The organism is Vibrio sp. 1402 (genome assembly GCF_033340275.1).
On the sequence record NZ_JAWOWE010000016.1, the window covers coordinates 45992 to 67043 of the forward strand.

Below are 21052 nucleotides of genomic sequence, written 5' to 3' on the forward strand. Positions count from 1 at the left end.
TTCAATGAATTGTAGTAATAAATTCAAATTGACCGCCATTGCAATGATGGTTGGTACCACAATGAACGCACAGGCGGCATTGTATCAAGTTGTTGAGGTTTCACCTCAGGATCATGGTTCAAACGGTGACTACCAAACGGCTTACGGGGTTGCAATTCAACAGGGCGATGCAGGTACAGATCCTTCAACAGGTTCACCTTTCGCTTTAGGCTGCTTTGATGCAGCAGCAAACTGCACGCCAGAGCAGTTTAAACTTGCAATGGAAACTCGCACTACACCGATTTCAGCGACACAAGCCGTGGATGGGAACAGCTATCGTGAAGAAATCCCATTCGGATTAGACGCTGGCTTTTATTACATCCAAGAACTCAAAGACTTTGAGCGTTACTGTTACAACCAGCTTCGTTATTCCACCTGTGACTCTTGGGCTTCAGTAAACTGGACGCCGTGGAATAAAGAACGTAGTAAAGACTTTACTTCTAATGCGTTAGCGTTCATAGAAGAAGATTCTACTGCTTATAAAAATGAATATAACAATGTTATCAACCAGCTTACCGAGGGTGGTGCAGCTGTCGGTAATCAGAGTAAAGTTAGCACAGAAAATACTTCTACATTAGAAACACGAAATACCGTAGTTGCACCAGTAGAGCCAAATATTCTTACTGGCGATAGTGACGCAAGTGTTGTGCAAAGCCATGCTTGGAGCACAGACGGCATTTTTACTGTTGGCAGTGTTTCTCGAACAGCAAGCAATACCAATGGATCTCACCACACATCAAAAGCAGCGATTTGGGATCAAAGCGGAACCGTCAGTGAATTGGCTTGGCCTAGTGGCACATCTAAAGATGGAGAAAGGTTAGCTCAAGGGAGCATGCGTGACCTTGTCACTGATGGAACAACGGTCTATGGCGTAGGTTACAACACTTACAGTGATGATAACTACCTGAATGCGACTGTTTTTGTCGGAACTCTAGAAGCCGAAGGTAGCGTTGAAAACGCAACTTGGAAAAATAAAGTTGTTGTAGGAGCTAGACAGCGCGAAGGTGATGATACGGTTCATACAAACTCACGCTTAACCGACGTTAACTCTAATTTTGTTGCTATTGGTGAAGCGAAACGTTCGGGCGGATACTTAATGCCAACGGGCTCTGCTCCGAATCGTCTCTTTATCGTAGATGATGTTCGTAAGGATTCTATTAGCGCTTTTTACCCAACTACTGGCATTTTCTTTAGCGGTGCGGGCGGTAAGATGGGCGGTATCAACTCTTACAATGAAATCGTCGGGCAACTTGATGCGGAAACGACTCGTGAAGACGATGGCAAGCCACGTCGTAAGCGCGGTTTTATCTATCCATATAGCGTAGGTGGCGAGACTAGTGAACGTGCTGCAACATTATTCAATGGAAAAGCTTGGTTCCTAGACAGTTTGACTAATGGCGGTGATTACTCTGAACAAAACAATCAGTTCCGTATTATCGACGCAACTGATATCAATGATGCAGGTGTGATCTCTGGTACTGCTATGAAATGTGCAGGTGGTTATAGCACAACAGCAAACAATGCGACATGTAGCTCTGAAGAGCAAATTGTAGCAGTCAAACTAGTACCTATTGCTGACGCAACTAAGGACGACATCGTATCTCGAAGCATTGACTCAACGACGACAGAGCGTCAAGGTGCAGGCCTTGGTTGGTTAGCTTTGACCATGCTTGGATTGTTTGGGTTCCGTAGAAAATAGTTAAAAGTCGTCAGTAATTTTTAAATCAAGCAGAGGCTCACACATTTGAGTCTCTGCTTTTTTTATGCCTTGAGAAATTGCCTACTTTGATCGATTCTTATAAGTGGAGTCATAAAAACTCCATCAAAGTTTCACAATAACAGCTGTACGTTAGTAAATGGACCTGTATGAGGAATTAACTATGAAGAGACAAAAGCGTGATCGCCTAGAACGAGCTCAATCTCAAGGCTACAAAGCTGGGTTGAATGGAAGGTCTCAAGAGGCTTGCCCATATCAACAAGTTGATGCTCGGTCGTATTGGTTAGGTGGTTGGCGTGATGCCAGAGATGAAAGACAATCTGGTCTCTACAAATAAACTCTCCACATACAAAAAGAAGGATTCGAAAGGGCTCTACGGAGCCTTTTCTACATTATAGGGACATAGGGAAGTAGGTTAACACTCGATAACAAAAAGGCTCCTAAATAGGAGCCTTAATAAATCGATTAAAATCGTGATTAGAAGCTTGAAGTATCTTGGAACAAGCCAACTTTCAAATCTTTTGCTACGTAGATTTCTTTGCCGTCCACACATACACGACCGTCAGCCAAACCCATCACAAGCTTACGGTTTACAACGCGTTTCATGTGGATTTCGTACGTCACTTTTTTCGCTGTTGGTAGGATCTGACCTGTAAACTTCACTTCGCCAACACCCAGAGCACGACCTTTTCCTTTGCCACCAACCCAGCCAAGGAAGAAACCAACAAGTTGCCACATCGCATCAAGGCCAAGACAACCCGGCATTACAGGGTCGCCAGGGAAGTGGCAGTCAAAGAACCACAAATCTGGAGTAATATCCAATTCCGCCAAGATCAAACCTTTACCAAAATCGCCTTCAGTCTCAGACATTTTAGTAACACGATCCATCATTAGCATGTTTGGCGCAGGAAGCTGAGGGTAACCAGGCCCAAACAGTTCGCCTTGGCTAGAAGCAAGTAGATCGTCACGGTTATAAGAATCACGTTTGTTTTGCATTATCAATTACTCCAATTTTTGATAGCTGCATCTTAGTGAACACGTGTACGCTAAACAACTCCGATCAGTACTAGACAAACCAGTTTTTGATGCGCTGCACAATTCCTTCTGGATGCTCATGTCTTTCAAAGTTTTCAATACGTTCCGCTATTTTGCCAATAATGCTATCGTCTTCACCTCTAAAAGGTTTATTCATTACAATCGGAATAGCTTCATCTACGGTAGAAACGGACCAAATATGGAACTCACCATTTTTAATGCTTTCTATTACATCTTTATGTAATGCAAGGTGTTTAAGGTTTGATTTTGGCATCACAACACCTTGATTTCCTGTAAAACCTTGATGTTTACAAACCTGATAAAAGCCTTCAATTTTTTCGTTCAAGCCACCGACGGCTTGCACTCGACCAAACTGATCAACAGCTCCTGTAACAGCAACTTGTTGATTAATTGGAGATTCAGATAAAGCACTCACCAAGCAACAAAGTTCTGCAAGAGATGCGCTGTCACCATCAACTTCACTATAAGACTGTTCAAATACGATGGAGGCAGAGTAAGGCAGTGGTTCATCCAGTTTCAGAGCAGAGCTCAAGAAAGCTTGCATAATCATCATGCCTTTTGCATGTAGATTGCCTCCAAGCTCAGCTTTGCGCTCAACATCGGAAACATCGCCATCACCAAAATGAATTACACAAGATATTCGTGCAGGCTCACCATAGCTGACAGGGTGCCCAGCCATATCAATAACGGTTAGGCCATTGATTTGACCAACTTGTTCCCCAGTTGTCTCAATGATGACTTGTCCATCTAAAATATCGTACACGGCACGCTGAGGAAGGTAAGATTCTCGGTAATACTTGTCGTCAATCGCTTTATCTAACGACTTGTAATCTAATGCGTGGCCATCACTGAACTGGCTGGCAAGCGTTAGAAGTTGAGAGTGCCACATTACTCCTAAAGGCAGATAATGTTGATCTTCAGTAAATCTCATACCGGCCAGCAACAATCTTCTAAAACCACATTCAGTTAAGTGAGGCAGTTGATATTGAGAACAAATCCAGTTCACTAAACCAAAGTAATCTGTCAAATTCTGCTCTGACAGATGAATATCTTCTTCAACTTCCGTATACATGGCAAAGCCAGAACAGAAGTCGTCATCGATGTATTCTAGCTCTGCTAACTGACTTCTTTCTCCTGTTACAATCAGTTTTACATCATAAGCTTTAGCTTGCGGTACTGAAGTAGGTAAACGAGTAGGGCTTAGGTTCAGTGGCTCGATAAGGTTTTGTTGAATTGCAGACTTTATATTTGGCCAAAGTCCTGGGTTAGCCAAAATTAGATTAGCCGGTACAATTAAGTAACCGCTATCTGCCTGTGAAATTAAGCCAGGTTGGAAGGCAATATCACCACTTAAATCGACACTGTAACGGTCAAATAAGCGTTTGGCATCAAGTGATTCCGACAAAACAATCGCAGCGTTAGACTGGCTCTGAAGAGCTTTACTGATGAACTCTCTATAGACAGAATTATCTACGCAGTTAATGAGTAGTACTCGCGTCAATCCAGAAATTTTTGAAAAACGAGATATCGTTGCCGACATTCTCGGTTGGAGCTCAGTAAAAGACTTCTTTGGTAACGAAGGTGCAGACTTTAAAAGTGCTTCGTACTGCTCAAGTGAAGGTGTTACGTCTTGCCAATTAAGTTGGTTCATTAAAATTCATCGTAATTCAATCTTGCCGACATTATAACGAAACGGACTATAACACCCTAGCACCAATTTGGTTTGCTCACGGCATTCAACTCTCAATGAACAATACTTAGACAAATGAGTGATCAACATCGATACTTCTAAGAGTTTTATTTGCCCAAATAAACCATCTGGGTTACGCTGTCACTAGGTTATGTTTATGGGTCGGAACAAATGAAATATCAGCAGCTTGAGAATCTAGAATGTGGGTGGAAATGGAAGTATCTCATCAAAAAATGGAAAGATGGTGAAGCGATTACCCGACATATTGATACAAGCGAAGCAGATGCAGCGGTCGCAGAACTAAAACGCCTTGAACACGAGCCTACACTTGTCTTGGCTTGGATAGAAAACCACATGTCAGAAGAGTTAGATAATAAACTCAAGCAGGCTATCCGAGCGAAACGGAAACGTCACTTCAATGCAGAGCAAGTCCATACAAAGAAGAAATCCATTGATTTAGATTACCGAGTTTGGGAAAAGCTTTCTAGTAGAGCGAATGAACTTGGTTGTACGTTATCTGACGCAATTGAATATTTGCTTTCCGAAGCGTCGAGAAGTGAAAAAGCGAGTCAAAAAGTTACCTCAATTAAAGAGGATTTGAGTAAATTGCTATCTAGCTAGGATAGGGAGTGCCAAATGTTATATGTAATCTTAATTGCAGCCATCGTGATCTTTTGGTTGATCGCAGTCGATAGGCCGGTGTTAAAAGTAAAGTTCGATAATGGCCATATTAGTAACGTAAAAGGGCATCTACCTCCTTCTTTCAAACACAACTTACAGGATATTAGTGAGCATAACCCGTTTACTGGTGAAATGAAGGTGTATAGCCAACGAACAGGAATGCGCTTAAGCTTTTCCAAAGGCATTCCCAAAAAAGTTCAACAGAGGATTCGTAACGTTTTTCCGCACCAGGGCTTCAAAGCAAACAAAGGCAAGAAGCGCGCTTAATTACATATCAGTTACTTCATCATGTTAAATGGGACGCAATGTGGCGTCCCATTTTCGTATCTACAGAAAAATTACTTATCATCGAACAATCAACAACATAAACGGACCAAAACGATGAGATACGTTGTAACTTTAATGGTATTGATCTTTGCAAGTAATTCAGTTTTTGCTGACGATTCAGAAACGAACCTGTTGGCTAAAAAGATTAAGACTAAGCTTCAAAAGAAAGTAGACAATAAGTTTGATGGCTATCAAGGTTATTGTGACGTCATGATAGAAATGGAGCACAAAAGTAAAAACGCAGTAATAAAAAGAGTAACCAGTAGTGGTGACCAAAAAGTGTGTAGGTACGTTAAGTCCAACTTGAAGAAAGGAAAACGCTATCGTTACAAATACCCCGAAAAGTACATTCGCCTCCATATAACCACAGGCTTATAAATGTTTCAGAACGCCTTGATTAAGAGCGAGTGAACTGATCTCGTGATTTTTGGCAGATTTCGTTGCGGAGCGATTAGAGCGTTGAGCTGATTTTTGCTGTTGTACGAGGCGAGTATGAAAGGCTTTTTTGTTTGGTAGTGCTTAAGTTAGTAATCGTGATGCCATTGAATGGCAAATTCAGTGAGTTGGCCATCATCACCATACATAGATTGATTCAGGTACTTACGGAAGAACACGCCAGTAAGTCGAGGACTAAGCGCGCATCAATTTTCAATAAGAGATTTGATTTGCTTCGTAAGCATAACCACAAACCAAACTAGCGATTGCAAGTCCACAGGAACCTCGGTTAAAGCCTCAAAAGCAAACAATGTTGTTAATCTTAGGAGGACATTTTAAAGTAGCTAAAACCGGACATTATTGCTTTGAGATCCCACCCCTTGGTGCGCATTATATGTGTTATGTTAAATTGTATATCGCCGTACGCTAAATGTTGTCTGAGTATGCTCCTATTCCCCTGCAGATTTTAAATTTAAGGGCCTTACTGTGAGCATTAAACATAATGGTTATTTACCATAAAATACTTAATATAGATCTTAATAATCTATCGATTGTTAAGATCTATATTAACGCCTTTTTACTTATTGAAATGACTGTATAGCTTCAAAGATATCTTGTCTTCTAACTGGCTTAGAAATGAATCCGTCCATACCGGCATCCAGGCATTTATCTCTATCGCTTTCTAGCGCATGTGCAGTTAACGCTATAATTGGGGTCCTGAGACCTTTATCTCGAATAAGTCTTGTTGCGGTAATTCCATCCATCACTGGCATCGAGACATCCATGAGAATCAAATCGATTAAATCCTCATTCTCTTCTAAAAATGTTAATGCCTCTGCTCCATGGCTTGCGATATGAACATTATGGCCAAGCTTATTTAAGATAAGCTTTATTACGAACTGATTCGACTCGGTATCTTCTACGACGAGAAGTTCCATTGCTTTTGTCGGTTGATTGGTTTCGATTCTAACTGGACGATTTTGATTACAACGAGTCAAAACTGGAATCGAAATCGTAAAGGTTGAACCAACATGCTCATCACTTTTAACGGCAATCTTTCCACGCATCATTTCAACTAAATGCTTGGTTATTGCGAGCCCCAGTCCTGTACCACCGAAGCGTCTCGTGATGGAACGGTCTCCTTGATGAAATGCCGTAAACAAGTGCTCTTGCTTTGCTTTAGATATACCAATTCCAGTGTCAGATATTGAGATCACAAGTTCAGCATCTTGCTCAGATACAGAAACTTTTACTTCACCTTCGTCTGTAAACTTTATTGCATTCCCTATTAGATTAAACAGGATTTGAGATAACCGCGTGGAGTCAATCCAAAATTGTTTGTCATTAGTGACAGTACAGTTGAGTTTAAATTGGAGATTTTTCTTCTTAGCTATTTGTTTTTGCTGAGAAATGACAAAAGTGACAGTGTCTCTTAAATTAATCCATTGTTCATTGAGCTGAAAGCGACCTGACTCGATTTTAGAGAGATCAAGAATGTCACTGATTATCGCGAGAAGTAACTCTGCAGAGCACTCCATTTGGCTCAACGCATCAATTTGTTCTTCTGACAAGGTTGATTGCTTCAGTATATCTAGCATTCCAAGAACGGAATTTAAAGGGGTTCTTATTTCATGGCTCATCATCGCTAAGAACTCCGACTTAGAGCGGTTCGCAAGCTCTGCTTCTTCTCTTGCTTTAGCGAGCTGAGTTGTTCTTACCTCAACGATACGTTGTAACTTCTCTTTGGTCTCGATATCAATGACCGCCCTTTCAATTAAGGGACGAAACCGCCTCAAGGTTTCCTTATTCTCTATGCTAAAGTGCCCTTTCTGAGCTCCAATAAGTAGGATTACGGTTTGCGTTACTTCTGAACGTATACCAGTTAAAACGACCGAGTTTACATGGCTTTTTATAAAGCTGTTTAAGTTAACAAACTCAGCGAGTTTATCTGGCTCGAACAGTAGAATGCATTCACCATTGAGAGCTCTTTGATAGGTGTTACCGTGTAACCAGGATACATTATCAAATACGCTATTAGTTGATATCAATGTCTTGAAGGGATATCGTTCACCATCACGAGTCAGTACAATAAAATCATCGAAGTTGATGTACTTTTTGAGGACATTGTTTAATCCCGTAAATATCTCATGCCGATTCTTTGCCTCACTCATCGCAGATATCGCGGAAAGAATGGCCTTGTTTTCATCAGCGAGTAGTCGTTCTCTTTGTCTAGCCTGCTTTAGCTCAACTAACGCTTCTTGAAGCGCTTCCTGTTGATATATGTCTAAGTATTTATCTTTCATAAGGTTTATGGAATATAGCCGATGAAATCATCAGGTTTCCATGTCCATTCTCACCACCAATAAATCTACCTTGCTCGCCGAAAGTAAAAGGGCAAATAAAAGGCAAATGTTCTAGTTCTTGGTTAATTTGTTCACAAACGCTATTCATGTCTTGCATTAAGTGCAACATGGGACCTGCGCAAAAGATATTTATCACTCCAATTTTTCGAGACTCTTCTAATTTTTGGTTAAAAGCGGCATTGACGACTTTTGCAGCGCGCGCAACGAGATGCTCACGACTTCCTTTCATTAATGTGAGCTCGTCACCCTCTTCTATTCGTGTAAACAACTCGATTCCACCATCTGGCGTCTCACGGATCGGATGGGATAACTTGTAATATGGGCGATCATAGAGATGACCTGCGATCCGCCCTAATGGATAAGCACTCGAGTTTGTAAACAGCATATTATCTTTACCTACTTGGTTATCCTGGTGATTTGTCCACCTTCTATAAACATTGAGCGCAGGTTCATTATCAATTTCAAGTAAGCATCTATCGTTGGTCTTGGTTGCAACACCTTTGATATTAGTTGGTGTATGCCCAGCGCTGAAAGCGATATCAACAGGTTGAGAGGAGTAAAAGAGAGTTAAGCTTAAACCTGAAGTTTGAGAGCCTTGGGCGGTTATCACAGACCATTTCCCAGCGATGTTATTATCAGCGGCCGAACCACCAATAATTGGAATTAGAGTTCCAAATCTTTCATCTATAGACGCAATGATTGATTCCTCTTGCCCTGGTGTAGCATGAAGTAGAATTAAGTTTGGTACCTCTCCTACACGGTTTGCGTTCTCAAGGGCCATATCCAAAGCCTTGGTGACGCTGTCACCTGAGTTGTGATTAGAAATACCAGTACCATAAGCATGAGGACCTGTATCATAAACAGCAAGTGCCGCAATTACTGGTCCTGTATGAAAGCCCTGATCTGTCATTACGGCTTGACATGAACTGGCGCCATGAAAAGGCACACCAGGAAAATGCGCAAGAAACGCTTCTCGAATCAACTCGAAATTGTATTCTTCCGTGTAGTAACACATCACGTAAGACAAGTTCTGTTGTGTCAATTCTGACCTGAGCGTTTTTATCGCTGAGTCTTCATCTTTAATATGAGTAAAAACTGATTGGCAATGCATACGATTTTATAATTGGATATCACTCTGCTGTTATACCATTCCAACCAATTTTCTCTAGGTAAGAAGGTGTTAATTTCATTAATAAGTTACGATTATCTCGTGATAGATCGTATTTATAATTGAACTACAACAATGTTTTCACCTTTTTTAAAGGTGATTTTTTTCGATTCAGGCATGATGTCCCATTCTACTGACTTATGCTTTTCGTTGAGATTGATAAAATTACCAGATTGATTTAGATCAATTTTTAGAGTGCTACTTTCTGTCGTTTCGAGCGAAATTCCCATTGAGTCACGATTAATCGTGATTATTTCTCCTTCAATTGTTACATCGCATCGTTCTTTTTGTGAACAGTCAACGCTATTAACGCTCTCGTGTGTAAAGGTACGCCAGAAAAATGCGCCTATTAAAACACTGAGCATGATTAAGATTTGTGCAAGTCGCGCCTTTGTTAACTTTTGTGCAGGCATAATTACTAATATCCTTGTTACAAACTTCAAACTTTTTAAATAAAAAATGATTTCCAGAGGTCCAGTAAGGTTACTACCCTGTCATTGAATTGTTAATTCAAGTATAGTGTCACGCTGAAAATGCCACTTTTTATTAAAGTCAGCAATGGAAATAAGGTGATGATAACACTTGAATTCTAGAGTTTACTTGGGTGGTGTTACGACGCAAGTCGTGTTGGAAGTAAAAGTGTAGTTAATTAGAAATTGGAAGCATGCAAATGAGCCAAGTAAAGCAGCTTGAACAAAACTACAACTATACAGTCGTTCGCCAATTTACCCTTGTGACCATTTTATGGGGCATAGTTGGTATGGCTGTTGGTGTTTTGATTGCCGCTCAATTAGTTTGGCCACAGCTAAACTTTGATACGCCGTGGTTGACGTACAGTCGCTTACGTCCACTGCATACTAATGCGGTAATTTTTGCGTTTGGTACCAGTGCTCTGTTCGCAACGTCTTATTATGTTGTACAGCGCACATGTCAAACACGTCTTTTTGGTGGCCCACTCGTTGCCTTCACCTTTTGGGGTTGGCAAGCAATCATCCTGGCAGCAGCCATTACTTTGCCTCTCGGTTTAACATCGGGTAAAGAGTATGCTGAGCTAGAATGGCCTATTGATATCGCAATTGCGCTAATATGGGTATCATATGCGGTGGTGTTCTTCGGCACACTAGTGAAGCGAAACACGTCACATATTTATGTGGCAAACTGGTTCTTCGGTGCCTTTATTATCACAGTAGCAGTACTTCACATCGTGAACAGCATGGCTATTCCTGTGTCACTTGGTAAATCTTACTCGATTTACTCGGGCGCAGTGGATGCGATGGTTCAGTGGTGGTATGGACACAATGCGGTAGGTTTCCTACTGACCGCTGGTTTCCTAGGTATGATGTACTACTTCGTTCCTAAACAAGCTGAACGTCCTGTTTATTCTTACCGTCTATCTATCGTTCACTTCTGGGCACTTATTTCTCTATATATTTGGGCAGGCCCTCACCACCTTCATTATACAGCGCTACCAGACTGGACTCAGTCTCTAGGTATGGTTATGTCGCTGGTTCTATTTGCTCCTTCTTGGGGTGGTATGATCAACGGTATTATGACGTTATCTGGTGCATGGCATAAGCTTCGTTATGACCCTATCCTACGTTTCCTAATCGTTTCACTGTCGTTCTACGGTATGTCTACCTTTGAAGGCCCGATGATGTCGATTAAGACGGTTAACGCACTTTCTCACTACACAGACTGGACCATTGGTCACGTTCACTCTGGTGCGTTAGGTTGGGTTGCGATGGTTTCTATCGGCTCTGTATATCACTTGGTACCTCGCCTATTTGGCCAAGAGCGTATGTACTCTGTTGGTCTAGTTAATGTGCATTTCTGGCTAGCAACAATCGGTACCGTTCTTTACATCGTTGCGATGTGGATCTCTGGTGTAATGCAAGGTCTTATGTGGCGCGCGGTTAACTCTGACGGTACGCTAACTTACAGTTTTGTTGAATCTGTAGAAGCGTCTTATCCGTTCTACTTTGTACGTTTCCTAGGCGGATTTATCTTCCTATCTGGTATGTTCCTAATGGCATACAACACGTACAAAACGGTAAGTGCACCTAAAGAAAGCCTAAAAGCTATCCCACATCCGGCATAAGGAGATTTAAGAATGAGTAATAATTCTAATAATCGCCATGAAATCTTAGAACGTAATGTCGGTTTGTTGGCTATTTTTATCGTGTTTGCTATCAGTTGGGGTGCTCTTGTAGAGATCACTCCTCTGATTTTCCAAAAGCAAACGACTGAACCTGTAGAAAATCTGCGCGCTTACACTCCTTTGGAGATGGAAGGCCGTGATATCTACATCCGTGAAGGTTGTAACGTCTGTCACAGCCAGATGGTTCGTCCTTTCCGCTCAGAGACTGAACGTTACGGTCACTACTCTGTTGCTGGTGAGAGTGTTTGGGAACACCCATTCCTTTGGGGCTCTAAGCGTACAGGCCCGGATTTAGCTCGTGTTGGTGGTCGTTATTCTGACGAATGGCACCGTGTTCACCTGTTAGATCCTCGTGAGCTTGTACCTGAGTCAAACATGCCAGGTTTCCCGTGGCTAGCTGAAAACGTTTTAGACGGTAAGCTAACTCAGAAGAAACTTGAGCTATTTCGTGATCAGTTCGGCGTTCCATACACTGATGAAGAGATCGCGAATTCGGCTAAAGAAGTAGAAGGTAAAACAGAGATGGATGCAATCATCGCTTACCTTCAGTCTCTTGGTCATGCAATGAAGTAAGGGGATCATATGGATTTCGGTACAATTCATAGTATTTATACCGTTGTACTCTTCGCTAGTTTTATTGGCATCGTATGGTGGGCATTTAGTAAAAAGCGTAAAGCACGCTTTGAAGAAGATGCCAACTTGGTGTTTGCTGACGAAGAACAAAAGACCCCTAATAACCAAGGAGTGAAGAAGTAATGACTACATTCTGGAGTCTCTGGATTATCGTGATTACTGTCGGTACGCTAGTAGGCTGTGCGATTCTCCTGACTTGGTGCGCTAAAGATAAAATGGGCGTCGAGGAAGGGGAAGACATGGGCCACGAGTACGATGGTATTCGCGAGCTAAACAACCCTCTACCAAAGTGGTGGACTTACCTGTTTGTAAGCACATTTGTGTTCGCAGCAGTTTACCTTGCCCTATTCCCAGGTCTAGGTAGCTTCAAGGGCTTTTTAAACTGGCAGAGTTCGGCTCAAACCGTTCGCTCACTAGAAGAGTCAAAAGAAGCCATCGCTGCAGCACAAGAGAACAAGCAACTAAACCAATATGCAAAAGAACTGGATGATGCCGACGCTTACTTCGGCGAAGCATTCCGTAAACTTGCGCACAATGACAGTGGTCTACGCCCAATTCCTGAAATTGCGCAAGATCCTGAAGCATTAAAAGTTGGTCAGCGTTTGTTTTTGCAAAACTGTTCTCAATGCCATGGCTCTGATGCACGTGGTCAGAAAGGCTTCCCTAACCTGACTGATGATGCATGGCTATATGGTGGCGAGCCAGCAGCGATCGTTACAACCATCATGCACGGCCGTATTGGTCAAATGCCAGCATGGAAAGATGCCCTTGGTGAGCAAGGTGTTCAAGAAGTTGTAAGTTACACACTTAGTTTATCTGGTCGTAAAGTAAATGCTCGTGAAGCCGCGGCAGGTAAAGCACGCTTCGTAGTGTGTGCTGCTTGTCATGGTACCGATGGTAAGGGTAACCCTGCAGTCGGTGCGCCTGACCTTACAGACCAAGACTGGTTATTTGGTGACTCTCGTGCAGCTGTAACAGAAACCGTAATGAACGGACGCTCAGGCGTAATGCCTGCGTGGAAAGACATTTTGGGTGAAGATAAAGTTCAGCTCGTTGCCTCATATGTCTGGAGTTTAAGTAACTCAGAGAGTAAGTAACTGAGATATTACGTAACATAGCAATAACAGCCCCTTTCATAGGGGCTGTCTTTCCTTTAAATTTAACGCCTTACATTTTTTCATTTAGCTGTTGAGAACTTTTTTATGGTAAAGCCTTGGTATAAACAATTTTGGCCGTGGTTCCTAATCATCCTTCCTCTTACTGTCGTAGTTTGGACTGTGATTACTGTGGTCGTTTTCTCGAACAACTCTGTTTCTTTAGTCGCCGAGGATTACTATAAAAAAGGCAAAGGTATTAATATCGACATTAGTAAAATGAATGTCGCTCGTGACCTAGGTCTTAACGCTGAGATTTCCTCTGAAAATAACAATGTTGTGATTGTTTTCGCTAAAGGGAAGCTACCTCATTACCCTGCTCTAACGGCCACTTTCACTCATCGTACTCTTCCTGATCGTGACTTCACAAAGCTTGTAACAGCGGATGCATCTGGTAATTACCGACTAAAAGCTGAGGAATCTATTCAAGGACCATGGTTTGTTGAACTACAACCACACGACAAGCAATGGATGATCCAAGGTAAAGTTGAGTTTCCTGCCTCTTCAACACCGTTAATGAAGTAAGCATATGTGTAAATCCTGTTATCACTGCGGTGAAGATGTACCAGCCAACACGGATTTCAAAGTAGAAATATTGGGTGAAATTCGCGACATGTGTTGTCCGGGCTGCGAAACTGTGGCGCAGACTATTGTCGATAGTGGTCTTGTATCATATTACCAATACCGCACTGCGCCTGCAGAAAAGGCAGATCTAGTACCAGAGCAACTCCAAGCTTTAATTCATTATGACAATGCGGATGTACAATCTGAATTCGTACGAAATCGCGAAAATGTTTCTGAAGTAACCCTTTCTTTGGAAGGCGTTTCATGTGCCGCTTGTGCGTGGTTAATCGAAAAGCAAGTTTCTAATACGGCCGGGTTGGTATCTATCCGTGTTAATACAACCACCAATCGAGCGTTACTAGCCTGGGATAAAACTCAGGTACGGTTAAGCGAGCTCCTTTCCGTTATACATAAACTTGGTTACAAAGCTGCACCTTTTGAAGCAGATAAGCAAGAAGCTTCTTACCATCGAATGATGAAGCAATATCTATATCGGCTAGGTATTGCAGGTTTAGCAACCATGCAGGTCATGATGCTCGCCGTTGCACTGTATCTCGAAGTCTTTGGTGATTTAGAGCCAGAGTTTAAAAGTTACTTTCGTTGGGTAAGTTTGATTTTTGCTACTCCTGTTTTGCTTTATTCCGCTCTTCCATTTTACTTAAACGCATGGCGCAGTATCAAAGGCCGAACCCTTGGTATGGATGTCCCGGTTTCTATCGCGTTGATCTTTGCCTATGTTGCAAGTTTAGTTGCAACAGTAACTGAACAAGGCGAAGTCTTCTTTGAATCTATCTCGATGTTTACCTTCTTTTTGTTAGTAGGTCGATTCTTAGAGATGCGCGCTCGTCGCAAAGCTGCTGCAGCGAGTGGTAACCTTCTTAAGTTGATTCCGGCAATTGCTACAACGCTGGACGGTGATCAGATACCCGTGAAGACGCTAAAAGTTGGCGATCGTATCCGCGTTCTACCTGGTGAACATATCCCCGCTGACGGTAAAGTTATTTCAGGCCGTATTCATATTGATGAATCCATGCTAACGGGTGAGTCAGTGCACGTTGTGAAACGAGAAGGCGATATTGTTTATGCGGGAACGCTAAACGGAGACGAATCATTTGAACTTGAGGTAGTAAGCTCAAAGGCCGATTCAATGATTTCTAACATCGTGCGTTTACAAGATGAAGCTCAACACTCCAAACCTAAAATTGCGGAAATTGCAGACATTGTCGCCCGTTACTTTGTTGGTGTGATTCTTATCATCTCTGCTGGTACTTGGTTTTACTGGCATCAAACAAAACCAGATGATGCGTTTTGGATCATGCTGTCTGTGTTAGTCGCTACGTGTCCATGTGCGCTATCTCTGGCCACACCGACCGCACTCACTTGTGCTACCTCTAGAATGGGTAATTTTGGCATTTTACTTCGTAAAGGCCATGTGTTTGAGACATTATGTAAGATCAACCACTTAGTTGTAGATAAAACAGGCACTCTAACGAAAGGTGATATTGAGATCTGTGAAACAAAGGTACTTAGTGATCTCCCACAGAAAGATTGTCTATCACTAGCTGCAGCTTTAGAGGCTCATGCAAACCACCCTATCGCTCGTTCTTTTGCAACTTTCACCAATGATGACTTTATCGTGTCTGATGTGCAAAACGTGATTGGGTCAGGGATTGAAGGGATATGGAATGGCAAAATCGTTAAGATAGGCAGTGCGGCTTTTGTTCAAGGCAAAGAAAGTGGTGAAAGCCAGGCGGTCTATCTGTCGGTTGATGGCAAGCATGTCGCTAGCTTTTACTACCGCGACCCTATCCGAAAAGAAAGCAAAGCCTTTATTCAACGTTTTGCTGACGCTGGAATTAAGACAACCCTGCTAACTGGTGATTCTCTCTCAAACGCCCAACCAGTGGCGAATGAAATTGGTATCGGTCACATCGTCGCGTCAGCAAAGCCAGAAGATAAGCTTGCATACCTTAAGAGCTTGGACGAAAACAGTATCACTATGATGGTTGGTGATGGAATCAATGACGCGCCGACTCTCGCCGGAGCTCACCTTTCTGTCGCAATGGGCGGTGGTACAGATGTCGCTAAAGCTTCTGCAGATATGACGTTACTTGGGGATAATCTCGAAAAGCTACTAGAAGCACGTTTGCTTGCACTGCTTACAAGAAAGATTATTCGAGAAAACTTGGCTTGGTCTTTGGGTTACAACCTGTTAATTTTGCCTTTGGCGGTCGCAGGTTTAGTGGCTCCCTACATTGCAGTAGTTGGCATGTCTGCAAGCTCAATTATCGTTGTATCTAACTCTTTGCGCCTGCTCAAAGAGAAATAAGTAGAGAAAGCAAACATGGAAAGTCTTTATATATTGATTCCCATCGCTATCGTTCTCGTTTGTGTTGCTGTCGCCGTTTTTCTTTGGGCGGTAAGAAGCGATCAGTTTGAAGATCTTGAACGGCAAGGGCACAACATTCTTCTCGACGAAGAAGACCAATCTAATAGTGATAAAAAGTAGCGACCTTTATGACTCCTGATTTTATCGGTGCGTTGATGATCGGCTTAGTAGGAGCCGGTCATTGTATGGGTATGTGTGGTGGTATCGCGTCTCTGCTTACCATGGGCTCTTCTGCTAAAAATAAAACCACCCCTCTTATCCCCCTCTTCTACAACCTCGGACGATTGATCAGTTATACCTTAATAGGAGCATTAGTGGGTGGTGCTATATCAGGTTTATCTGAGCTTAGTGGGTTAACGCATTCTCTTGCTTGGTTAAGGCTGATTGCTGCGTTATTCATGATTCTGGTCGCGCTGTATATTGCTAAATGGTGGCAAGGCTTACTTTTAATAGAAAAGCTAGGGCAGTATCTCTGGCGCTTTATCTCGCCGGCAGGGAAGAGTTTGTTGCCATTAAAGCATCCTCTTCACGCGTTGCCATTTGGCTTTATTTGGGGTTGGTTACCATGTGGTTTAGTTTATTCAGCGCTTACTTGGTCGGCGGTTTCTGGTAGTGCGATGAACGGCGGCCTAATTATGCTTGCGTTTGGGCTCGGAACGCTACCTGCAATGCTTATTATTGGATACGGTGCCAATCATTTTCAGAAATTACAAAAATCATTAATATTTAGAAATATTTCAGCATTAATCCTTATTGGCTATGGTACGTATACCGCTGTAGGAGCCTTAGCATTACTCGGTTTCATATAACGTTAAACTCTATTGAGGTGACATTTTTGCTACCCTTTAGGATTAAGCGATGCTAAAATATTGATGTATATCAAATAGTGAAAGGTTGTTATGATTTCTGAAAAACCTGCAACAAAGCGTATCCAATCAGGCGGTTGCGCCATTCATTGCCAAGATTGTAGCATTAGTCAACTGTGTATCCCGTTCACTCTAAATGAGGCAGAACTTGACCAGCTTGACCAAATCATCGAACGTAAGAAGCCTATTCAAAAAGGACAAGAGCTTTTTAAGGCCGGTGATGAGCTAAAATCGCTATACGCTATCCGCTCTGGTACCATCAAGAGCTATACGATCACAGAGCAAGGTGATGAGCAAATCACAGCGTTTCACTTAGCTGGAGACTTAGTCGGTTTCGATGCTATCACTGGTGACTCCCACCCTAGCTTTGCTCAAGCACTCGAAACGTCGATGGTATGTGAAATCCCATACGAAATTTTAGACGATCTATCGGGTAAAATGCCTAAGCTTCGCCAGCAAATCATGCGTTTGATGAGTAACGAAATTAAAGGTGATCAGGAAATGATTTTGCTTCTTTCTAAAAAGAACGCAGAAGAGCGACTAGCTGCTTTCCTTTACAACCTATCAACGCGTTTTTCTCAGCGTGGCTTCAGCCCTAGAGAGTTTCGTTTAACTATGACTCGTGGTGATATTGGCAACTACCTTGGTCTTACAGTCGAAACGATCAGTCGTTTGTTAGGTCGTTTCCAGAAATCTGAGATCCTAAGCGTAAAAGGTAAATATATCACTATCTTAGACCACGATGCATTGATGGAACTTGCTGGTGTAACTAAAGAATAATACACCCTAATTATTGATGTAGCTCGAAAATGAGCTACATCATATTTCTCATAAATTCCTTTCGAAAGTCCTCAAAAAGTTCTCCAAACTAAGCTACAGTAAAAATGTACGGTGAGTACTCCAAAATACTGATTTAATTTACATTCAGTATCTGGTTTTGCAATAGAAGTGGGCTTAGTTATGAGTATATACAGTAAGATCCTTGTTGTAGCTGACATCAATAATGATGAGCAGCCCGCACTTGCAAGAGCTGTTCAATTAGCTCAGAAAAGTGTATCTAGAAGCCGAATCACTTTCTTTTTATCCATTTACGATTTCTCGTATGACATGACGTCAATGCTATCAGTGGATGAAAGAGATGCTATGCGTCGAGGTGTCATTCATCAGCGTGAGCAGTGGATGCGTAAAATTGCTCAACCATACCTAAACGATGGCTTCGACTTTGATGTTTGTGTTGTCTGGCACAACCGCCCTTATGAGGCGATTATTGCTGAAGTCTATGCAGGCAATCATGACCTAGTCATCAAAGGCACACGTAAGCATGATGTTTTAGAGTCTGTCATTTTCACACCGACAGATTGGCACTTGTTGCGAAAATGCCCTATTCCAGTGCTTCTTATCAAGAATGCTGCTTGGCCGGAACAAGCAAGTATCCTTGCCTCAGTACATGTGGGCTCAGAAAACCCGACTCATATTGATCTCAACGATACGATGGTCGAGCGATTAAAAGAAATCACCACTCGGCTTGAGGCCAAGCCATATCTTGTAAACGCCTATCCCGTTACACCGGCGAATATTACGATTGAACTTCCTGAATTTGACCCAACGACTTATACCGATGCAGTGCGAGGTCATCATTTAACGGCTATGAAAGCACTACGCCAAAAACATGGTCTTGATGAAGAACAAACGATAGTTGAGCAAGGTTTACCTGAAGATGTCATTCCAGCAGCTGCAGAGCGCTTGAACGCAGCAATGGTTATTTTAGGTACCACAGGGCGAACAGGGCTTTCTGCTGTCTTTATTGGTAATACAGCGGAGCACGTAATTGATAAAATAAATTGCGACGTGTTGGCTCTAAAACCAAAAGGCTACATTAGCCCTCTCGACCCAAATACAGCAACCTAATCTCTCTTTAGTATTGCTATGTATTGAGCGCTTTCAAATAAGCGCTAATAAATCCCCCGAATACAGGGGGATTTTTGTTTGGGAACAGTTAAAGCGTTGGGTACAAAAAAGGAGGTCTAATTGACCTCCTTTTTTACGAGTTAGATGTTCGTAACATCGATGAACATCGATTCATCAATATTCGTCGAAGAAACGACAGCCTCATTAAATTCATACTCTTCGCGGTTACCTTCACGATCTAGCGGTAAGTTAACAAAGTCGAACAATTCGCGGTCTGCTAGTTGGCTTGGGCTTACGTTTTGAATTGATTTAAAAATTGCTTCCACACGCCCTGGCGTCTTCTTATCCCATTCAATCAACATTGCTTTTATAGATTGACGCTGAAGGTTCTCTTGAGAGCCACAAAGGTTACACGGAATTATTGGGAAATCCTTGTGCTCAGCGTATTTGATCAAATCTTTTTCACGACAGTAAGTCAATGGACGAATGACCACGTTACGGCCATCATCAGAGCGTAGCTTTGGTGGCATCGCTTTAAGGCGAGAGCCGTGGAACATATTCAAGAACATTGTTTCGACGATGTCATCCATGTGATGACCTAGCGCAAGCTTAGTTGCACCAATCTTCTCTGCAAATGAATACAGCGTACCACGTCGCAGGCGTGAACAAAGACCACAAGTGGTTTTGCCTTCTGGTACCTTCTCTTTTACGACGGAATACGTGTCCTTATCGACAATATAGTAAGGGATATTCAGTGTTTCGAAATACTCTGGCAGAATGTGCTCAGGGAAGCCCGGTTGTTTTTGGTCTAGGTTTACTGCAACCACTTCAAATTTGATTGGCGCAGCTTTTTGAAGATTCAACAGGATATCAAGCATCGCGAATGAATCTTTACCACCGCTAATACATGCCATCACAACATCGCCTTCTTCGATCATGTTGTAATCAGTAATGGCATTTCCAACATGTCTTCTCAGGCGTTTCTGAAGCTTGTTGAATTCTAGGGTTTCTTTTCTTGTATCTATTTGGTTCATTGCGGGCTCTCACATCGCCGATAAATCGACTAGGACTTCCTAACATGGGTTTCTTTGGGGCGTGGATTATACGAGCTTTTTACACAGGATTAAATGCTTGTCTTATTGAGTCTTTAAGAAAAGAGTGTGAAAGATACTTTAGTTACGGTCACAAATGAAAAAAGAGCTGCGATTGCAGCCCTTTCTAAACGTTCAGTGTTCATTTCTTTGCGTTAGGTAGATAAGGTAACACTCGCATCGTCGGTTCTGGTAGTGTCATTGTGCCACCTTGCCCTATTTCACTTAGTGCGACTTGTATCTTGCCATTGACAATTGGCTTTTCGGTTCCGTTTGAGAAAATCACTTTATCATTCAGTTGATTTGCAAACTCCATCGTCACACCTTGAACCTCCGGTGTAAACCAACCCGCAAACATACCGCCTAAATCTTCCAGCATCGTCTGCATTTGAGGTAGAAGAGGCTTAAGTTGGTCGTAAGAAACGTTACCCTGTAATGGTTCTTTGGTCATCACGACAAGTGAGTAATCGCAACGTGTATCTTTTGGGGTATCGACAAAAACCAACGGATTCGCTGACTTTAAGTTTTTATCAACAGGTAAAGGCAACTCTTGTGAAGCAGGGATAACAAACTCTTCATAGTGCTCTTCTTTTTCCATCCAAGCTTTTTCTATCATACAAATTTGTTTAGTTTTTGCGTCCACAAAAAAGACACCAACTTTCACATCGTCATGCCCTTCTTTATTGTTGTTTTTTAGTTGAGTATATAACTTTGAGTACGTGAACATGTACTCTTGAGCTTGGGTTATCGGCGATGCAAGAATTAGCGCCGCACTTCCCAACAGACTTAGGCTTAACTTTTTCATTTTATCCG

22 protein-coding genes are annotated in these 21052 nt (G+C 42.3%); 15 read left to right on the plus strand and 7 right to left on the minus strand.

The window, feature by feature from the left end; genetic code table 11:
* Positions 1–4 precede the first annotated feature (4 nt).
* Both R7044_RS21315 and rmf read left to right on the plus strand, forming a co-directional pair.
* Positions 5–1738, plus strand: a complete 1734-nt coding sequence (locus tag R7044_RS21315) for a DUF3466 family protein (protein ID WP_206957982.1) — start codon at positions 5–7, stop codon at positions 1736–1738.
* Positions 1739–1919: 181 nt separating this feature from the next.
* Positions 1920–2093, plus strand: coding sequence for a ribosome modulation factor (gene rmf / locus R7044_RS21320; protein ID WP_005377453.1), 174 nt, complete (start codon positions 1920–1922; stop codon positions 2091–2093).
* A 140-nt stretch (positions 2094–2233) separates the two neighbouring features.
* Here the strand turns inward: rmf and fabA are convergent, their stop codons facing one another.
* Entirely contained in the window at positions 2234–2752 is a 519-nt protein-coding gene (gene fabA, locus R7044_RS21325) for a bifunctional 3-hydroxydecanoyl-ACP dehydratase/trans-2-decenoyl-ACP isomerase (protein ID WP_005390081.1), read from the minus strand.
* Between the two features lie 70 nt (positions 2753–2822).
* The gene (locus R7044_RS21330; protein ID WP_171346171.1) at positions 2823–4463 is read right to left on the minus strand and encodes an AAA family ATPase; all 1641 of its coding nucleotides are present in this window, start codon (positions 4461–4463) and stop codon (positions 2823–2825) included.
* Between the two features lie 210 nt (positions 4464–4673).
* On the opposite strand from R7044_RS21330, the gene matP reads away from it, so the two are divergent.
* The 3 genes from matP to R7044_RS21345 all read left to right on the plus strand — a co-directional run bounded on the left by matP (position 4674) and on the right by R7044_RS21345 (position 5888).
* Positions 4674–5123, plus strand: coding sequence for a macrodomain Ter protein MatP (gene matP, locus R7044_RS21335; protein ID WP_005396497.1), 450 nt, complete (start codon positions 4674–4676; stop codon positions 5121–5123).
* Between the two features lie 15 nt (positions 5124–5138).
* Complete coding sequence (locus R7044_RS21340; protein ID WP_005377468.1) at positions 5139–5450, plus strand: DUF3634 family protein; 312 nt, start codon at positions 5139–5141, stop codon at positions 5448–5450.
* Positions 5451–5564: 114 nt separating this feature from the next.
* Positions 5565–5888: a hypothetical protein gene (locus R7044_RS21345; protein WP_025766620.1), complete on the plus strand. Its 324-nt coding sequence runs from the start codon at positions 5565–5567 to the stop codon at positions 5886–5888.
* A 638-nt stretch (positions 5889–6526) separates the two neighbouring features.
* Here the strand turns inward: R7044_RS21345 and R7044_RS21350 are convergent.
* The 3 genes from R7044_RS21350 to R7044_RS21360 all read right to left on the minus strand — a co-directional run bounded on the left by R7044_RS21350 (position 6527) and on the right by R7044_RS21360 (position 9889).
* Positions 6527–8248, minus strand: coding sequence for an ATP-binding protein (locus R7044_RS21350; protein ID WP_064377240.1), 1722 nt, complete (start codon positions 8246–8248; stop codon positions 6527–6529).
* Positions 8238–9419, minus strand: coding sequence for an FIST signal transduction protein (locus R7044_RS21355; protein ID WP_017634895.1), 1182 nt, complete (start codon positions 9417–9419; stop codon positions 8238–8240). The genes R7044_RS21350 and R7044_RS21355 overlap by 11 nt, the downstream gene beginning before the upstream one ends.
* A gap of 113 nt (positions 9420–9532) precedes the next feature.
* Positions 9533–9889: a hypothetical protein gene (locus R7044_RS21360; RefSeq protein ID WP_005377473.1), complete on the minus strand. Its 357-nt coding sequence runs from the start codon at positions 9887–9889 to the stop codon at positions 9533–9535.
* A gap of 257 nt (positions 9890–10146) precedes the next feature.
* On the opposite strand from R7044_RS21360, the gene ccoN reads away from it, so the two are divergent.
* From ccoN to uspE, 10 genes are all read left to right on the plus strand, one after another.
* A complete protein-coding gene (gene ccoN, locus R7044_RS21365; RefSeq protein WP_033905306.1) occupies positions 10147–11574 on the plus strand; it encodes a cytochrome-c oxidase, cbb3-type subunit I in 1428 nt (475 codons plus the stop codon).
* A gap of 12 nt (positions 11575–11586) precedes the next feature.
* The gene (gene ccoO, locus R7044_RS21370; protein ID WP_005377475.1) at positions 11587–12207 is read left to right on the plus strand and encodes a cytochrome-c oxidase, cbb3-type subunit II; all 621 of its coding nucleotides are present in this window, start codon (positions 11587–11589) and stop codon (positions 12205–12207) included.
* Positions 12208–12216: 9 nt separating this feature from the next.
* A complete protein-coding gene (locus R7044_RS21375; protein WP_005377485.1) occupies positions 12217–12390 on the plus strand; it encodes a cbb3-type cytochrome oxidase subunit 3 in 174 nt (57 codons plus the stop codon).
* Positions 12390–13364: a cytochrome-c oxidase, cbb3-type subunit III gene (gene ccoP, locus R7044_RS21380; protein WP_005377487.1), complete on the plus strand. Its 975-nt coding sequence runs from the start codon at positions 12390–12392 to the stop codon at positions 13362–13364. The genes R7044_RS21375 and ccoP overlap by 1 nt, the downstream gene beginning before the upstream one ends.
* Positions 13365–13469: 105 nt before the next feature.
* Positions 13470–13946 carry a FixH family protein gene (locus R7044_RS21385; protein ID WP_005377489.1) on the plus strand — a complete coding sequence of 159 codons (477 nt, stop codon included), beginning with the start codon at positions 13470–13472 and terminating at the stop codon, positions 13944–13946.
* Positions 13947–13950: 4 nt separating this feature from the next.
* Complete coding sequence (locus R7044_RS21390; RefSeq protein ID WP_225455797.1) at positions 13951–16314, plus strand: heavy metal translocating P-type ATPase; 2364 nt, start codon at positions 13951–13953, stop codon at positions 16312–16314.
* 15 nt (positions 16315–16329) lie between these two features.
* Positions 16330–16494 (plus strand): cbb3-type cytochrome oxidase assembly protein CcoS, encoded by a 165-nt coding sequence (gene ccoS / locus R7044_RS21395; RefSeq protein WP_005377493.1) that lies wholly within the window; start codon positions 16330–16332, stop codon positions 16492–16494.
* Between the two features lie 8 nt (positions 16495–16502).
* Entirely contained in the window at positions 16503–17183 is a 681-nt protein-coding gene (locus tag R7044_RS21400) for a sulfite exporter TauE/SafE family protein (RefSeq protein WP_033905304.1), read from the plus strand.
* A 90-nt stretch (positions 17184–17273) separates the two neighbouring features.
* Complete coding sequence (locus R7044_RS21405) at positions 17274–18020, plus strand: FNR family transcription factor (RefSeq protein WP_005377497.1); 747 nt, start codon at positions 17274–17276, stop codon at positions 18018–18020.
* A 180-nt stretch (positions 18021–18200) separates the two neighbouring features.
* On the plus strand, positions 18201–19148 hold the full coding sequence (gene uspE / locus R7044_RS21410; RefSeq protein ID WP_005377500.1) for a universal stress protein UspE: 948 nt from the start codon (positions 18201–18203) through the stop codon (positions 19146–19148).
* Positions 19149–19288: 140 nt separating this feature from the next.
* Here the strand turns inward: uspE and ttcA are convergent, their stop codons facing one another.
* On the minus strand, positions 19289–20182 hold the full coding sequence (gene ttcA, locus R7044_RS21415; protein WP_005377502.1) for a tRNA 2-thiocytidine(32) synthetase TtcA: 894 nt from the start codon (positions 20180–20182) through the stop codon (positions 19289–19291).
* Positions 20183–20381: 199 nt separating this feature from the next.
* Positions 20382–21044, minus strand: a complete 663-nt coding sequence (locus R7044_RS21420) for a DUF2987 domain-containing protein (RefSeq protein WP_025766641.1) — start codon at positions 21042–21044, stop codon at positions 20382–20384.
* Between the last annotated feature and the right edge of the window lie 8 nt (positions 21045–21052).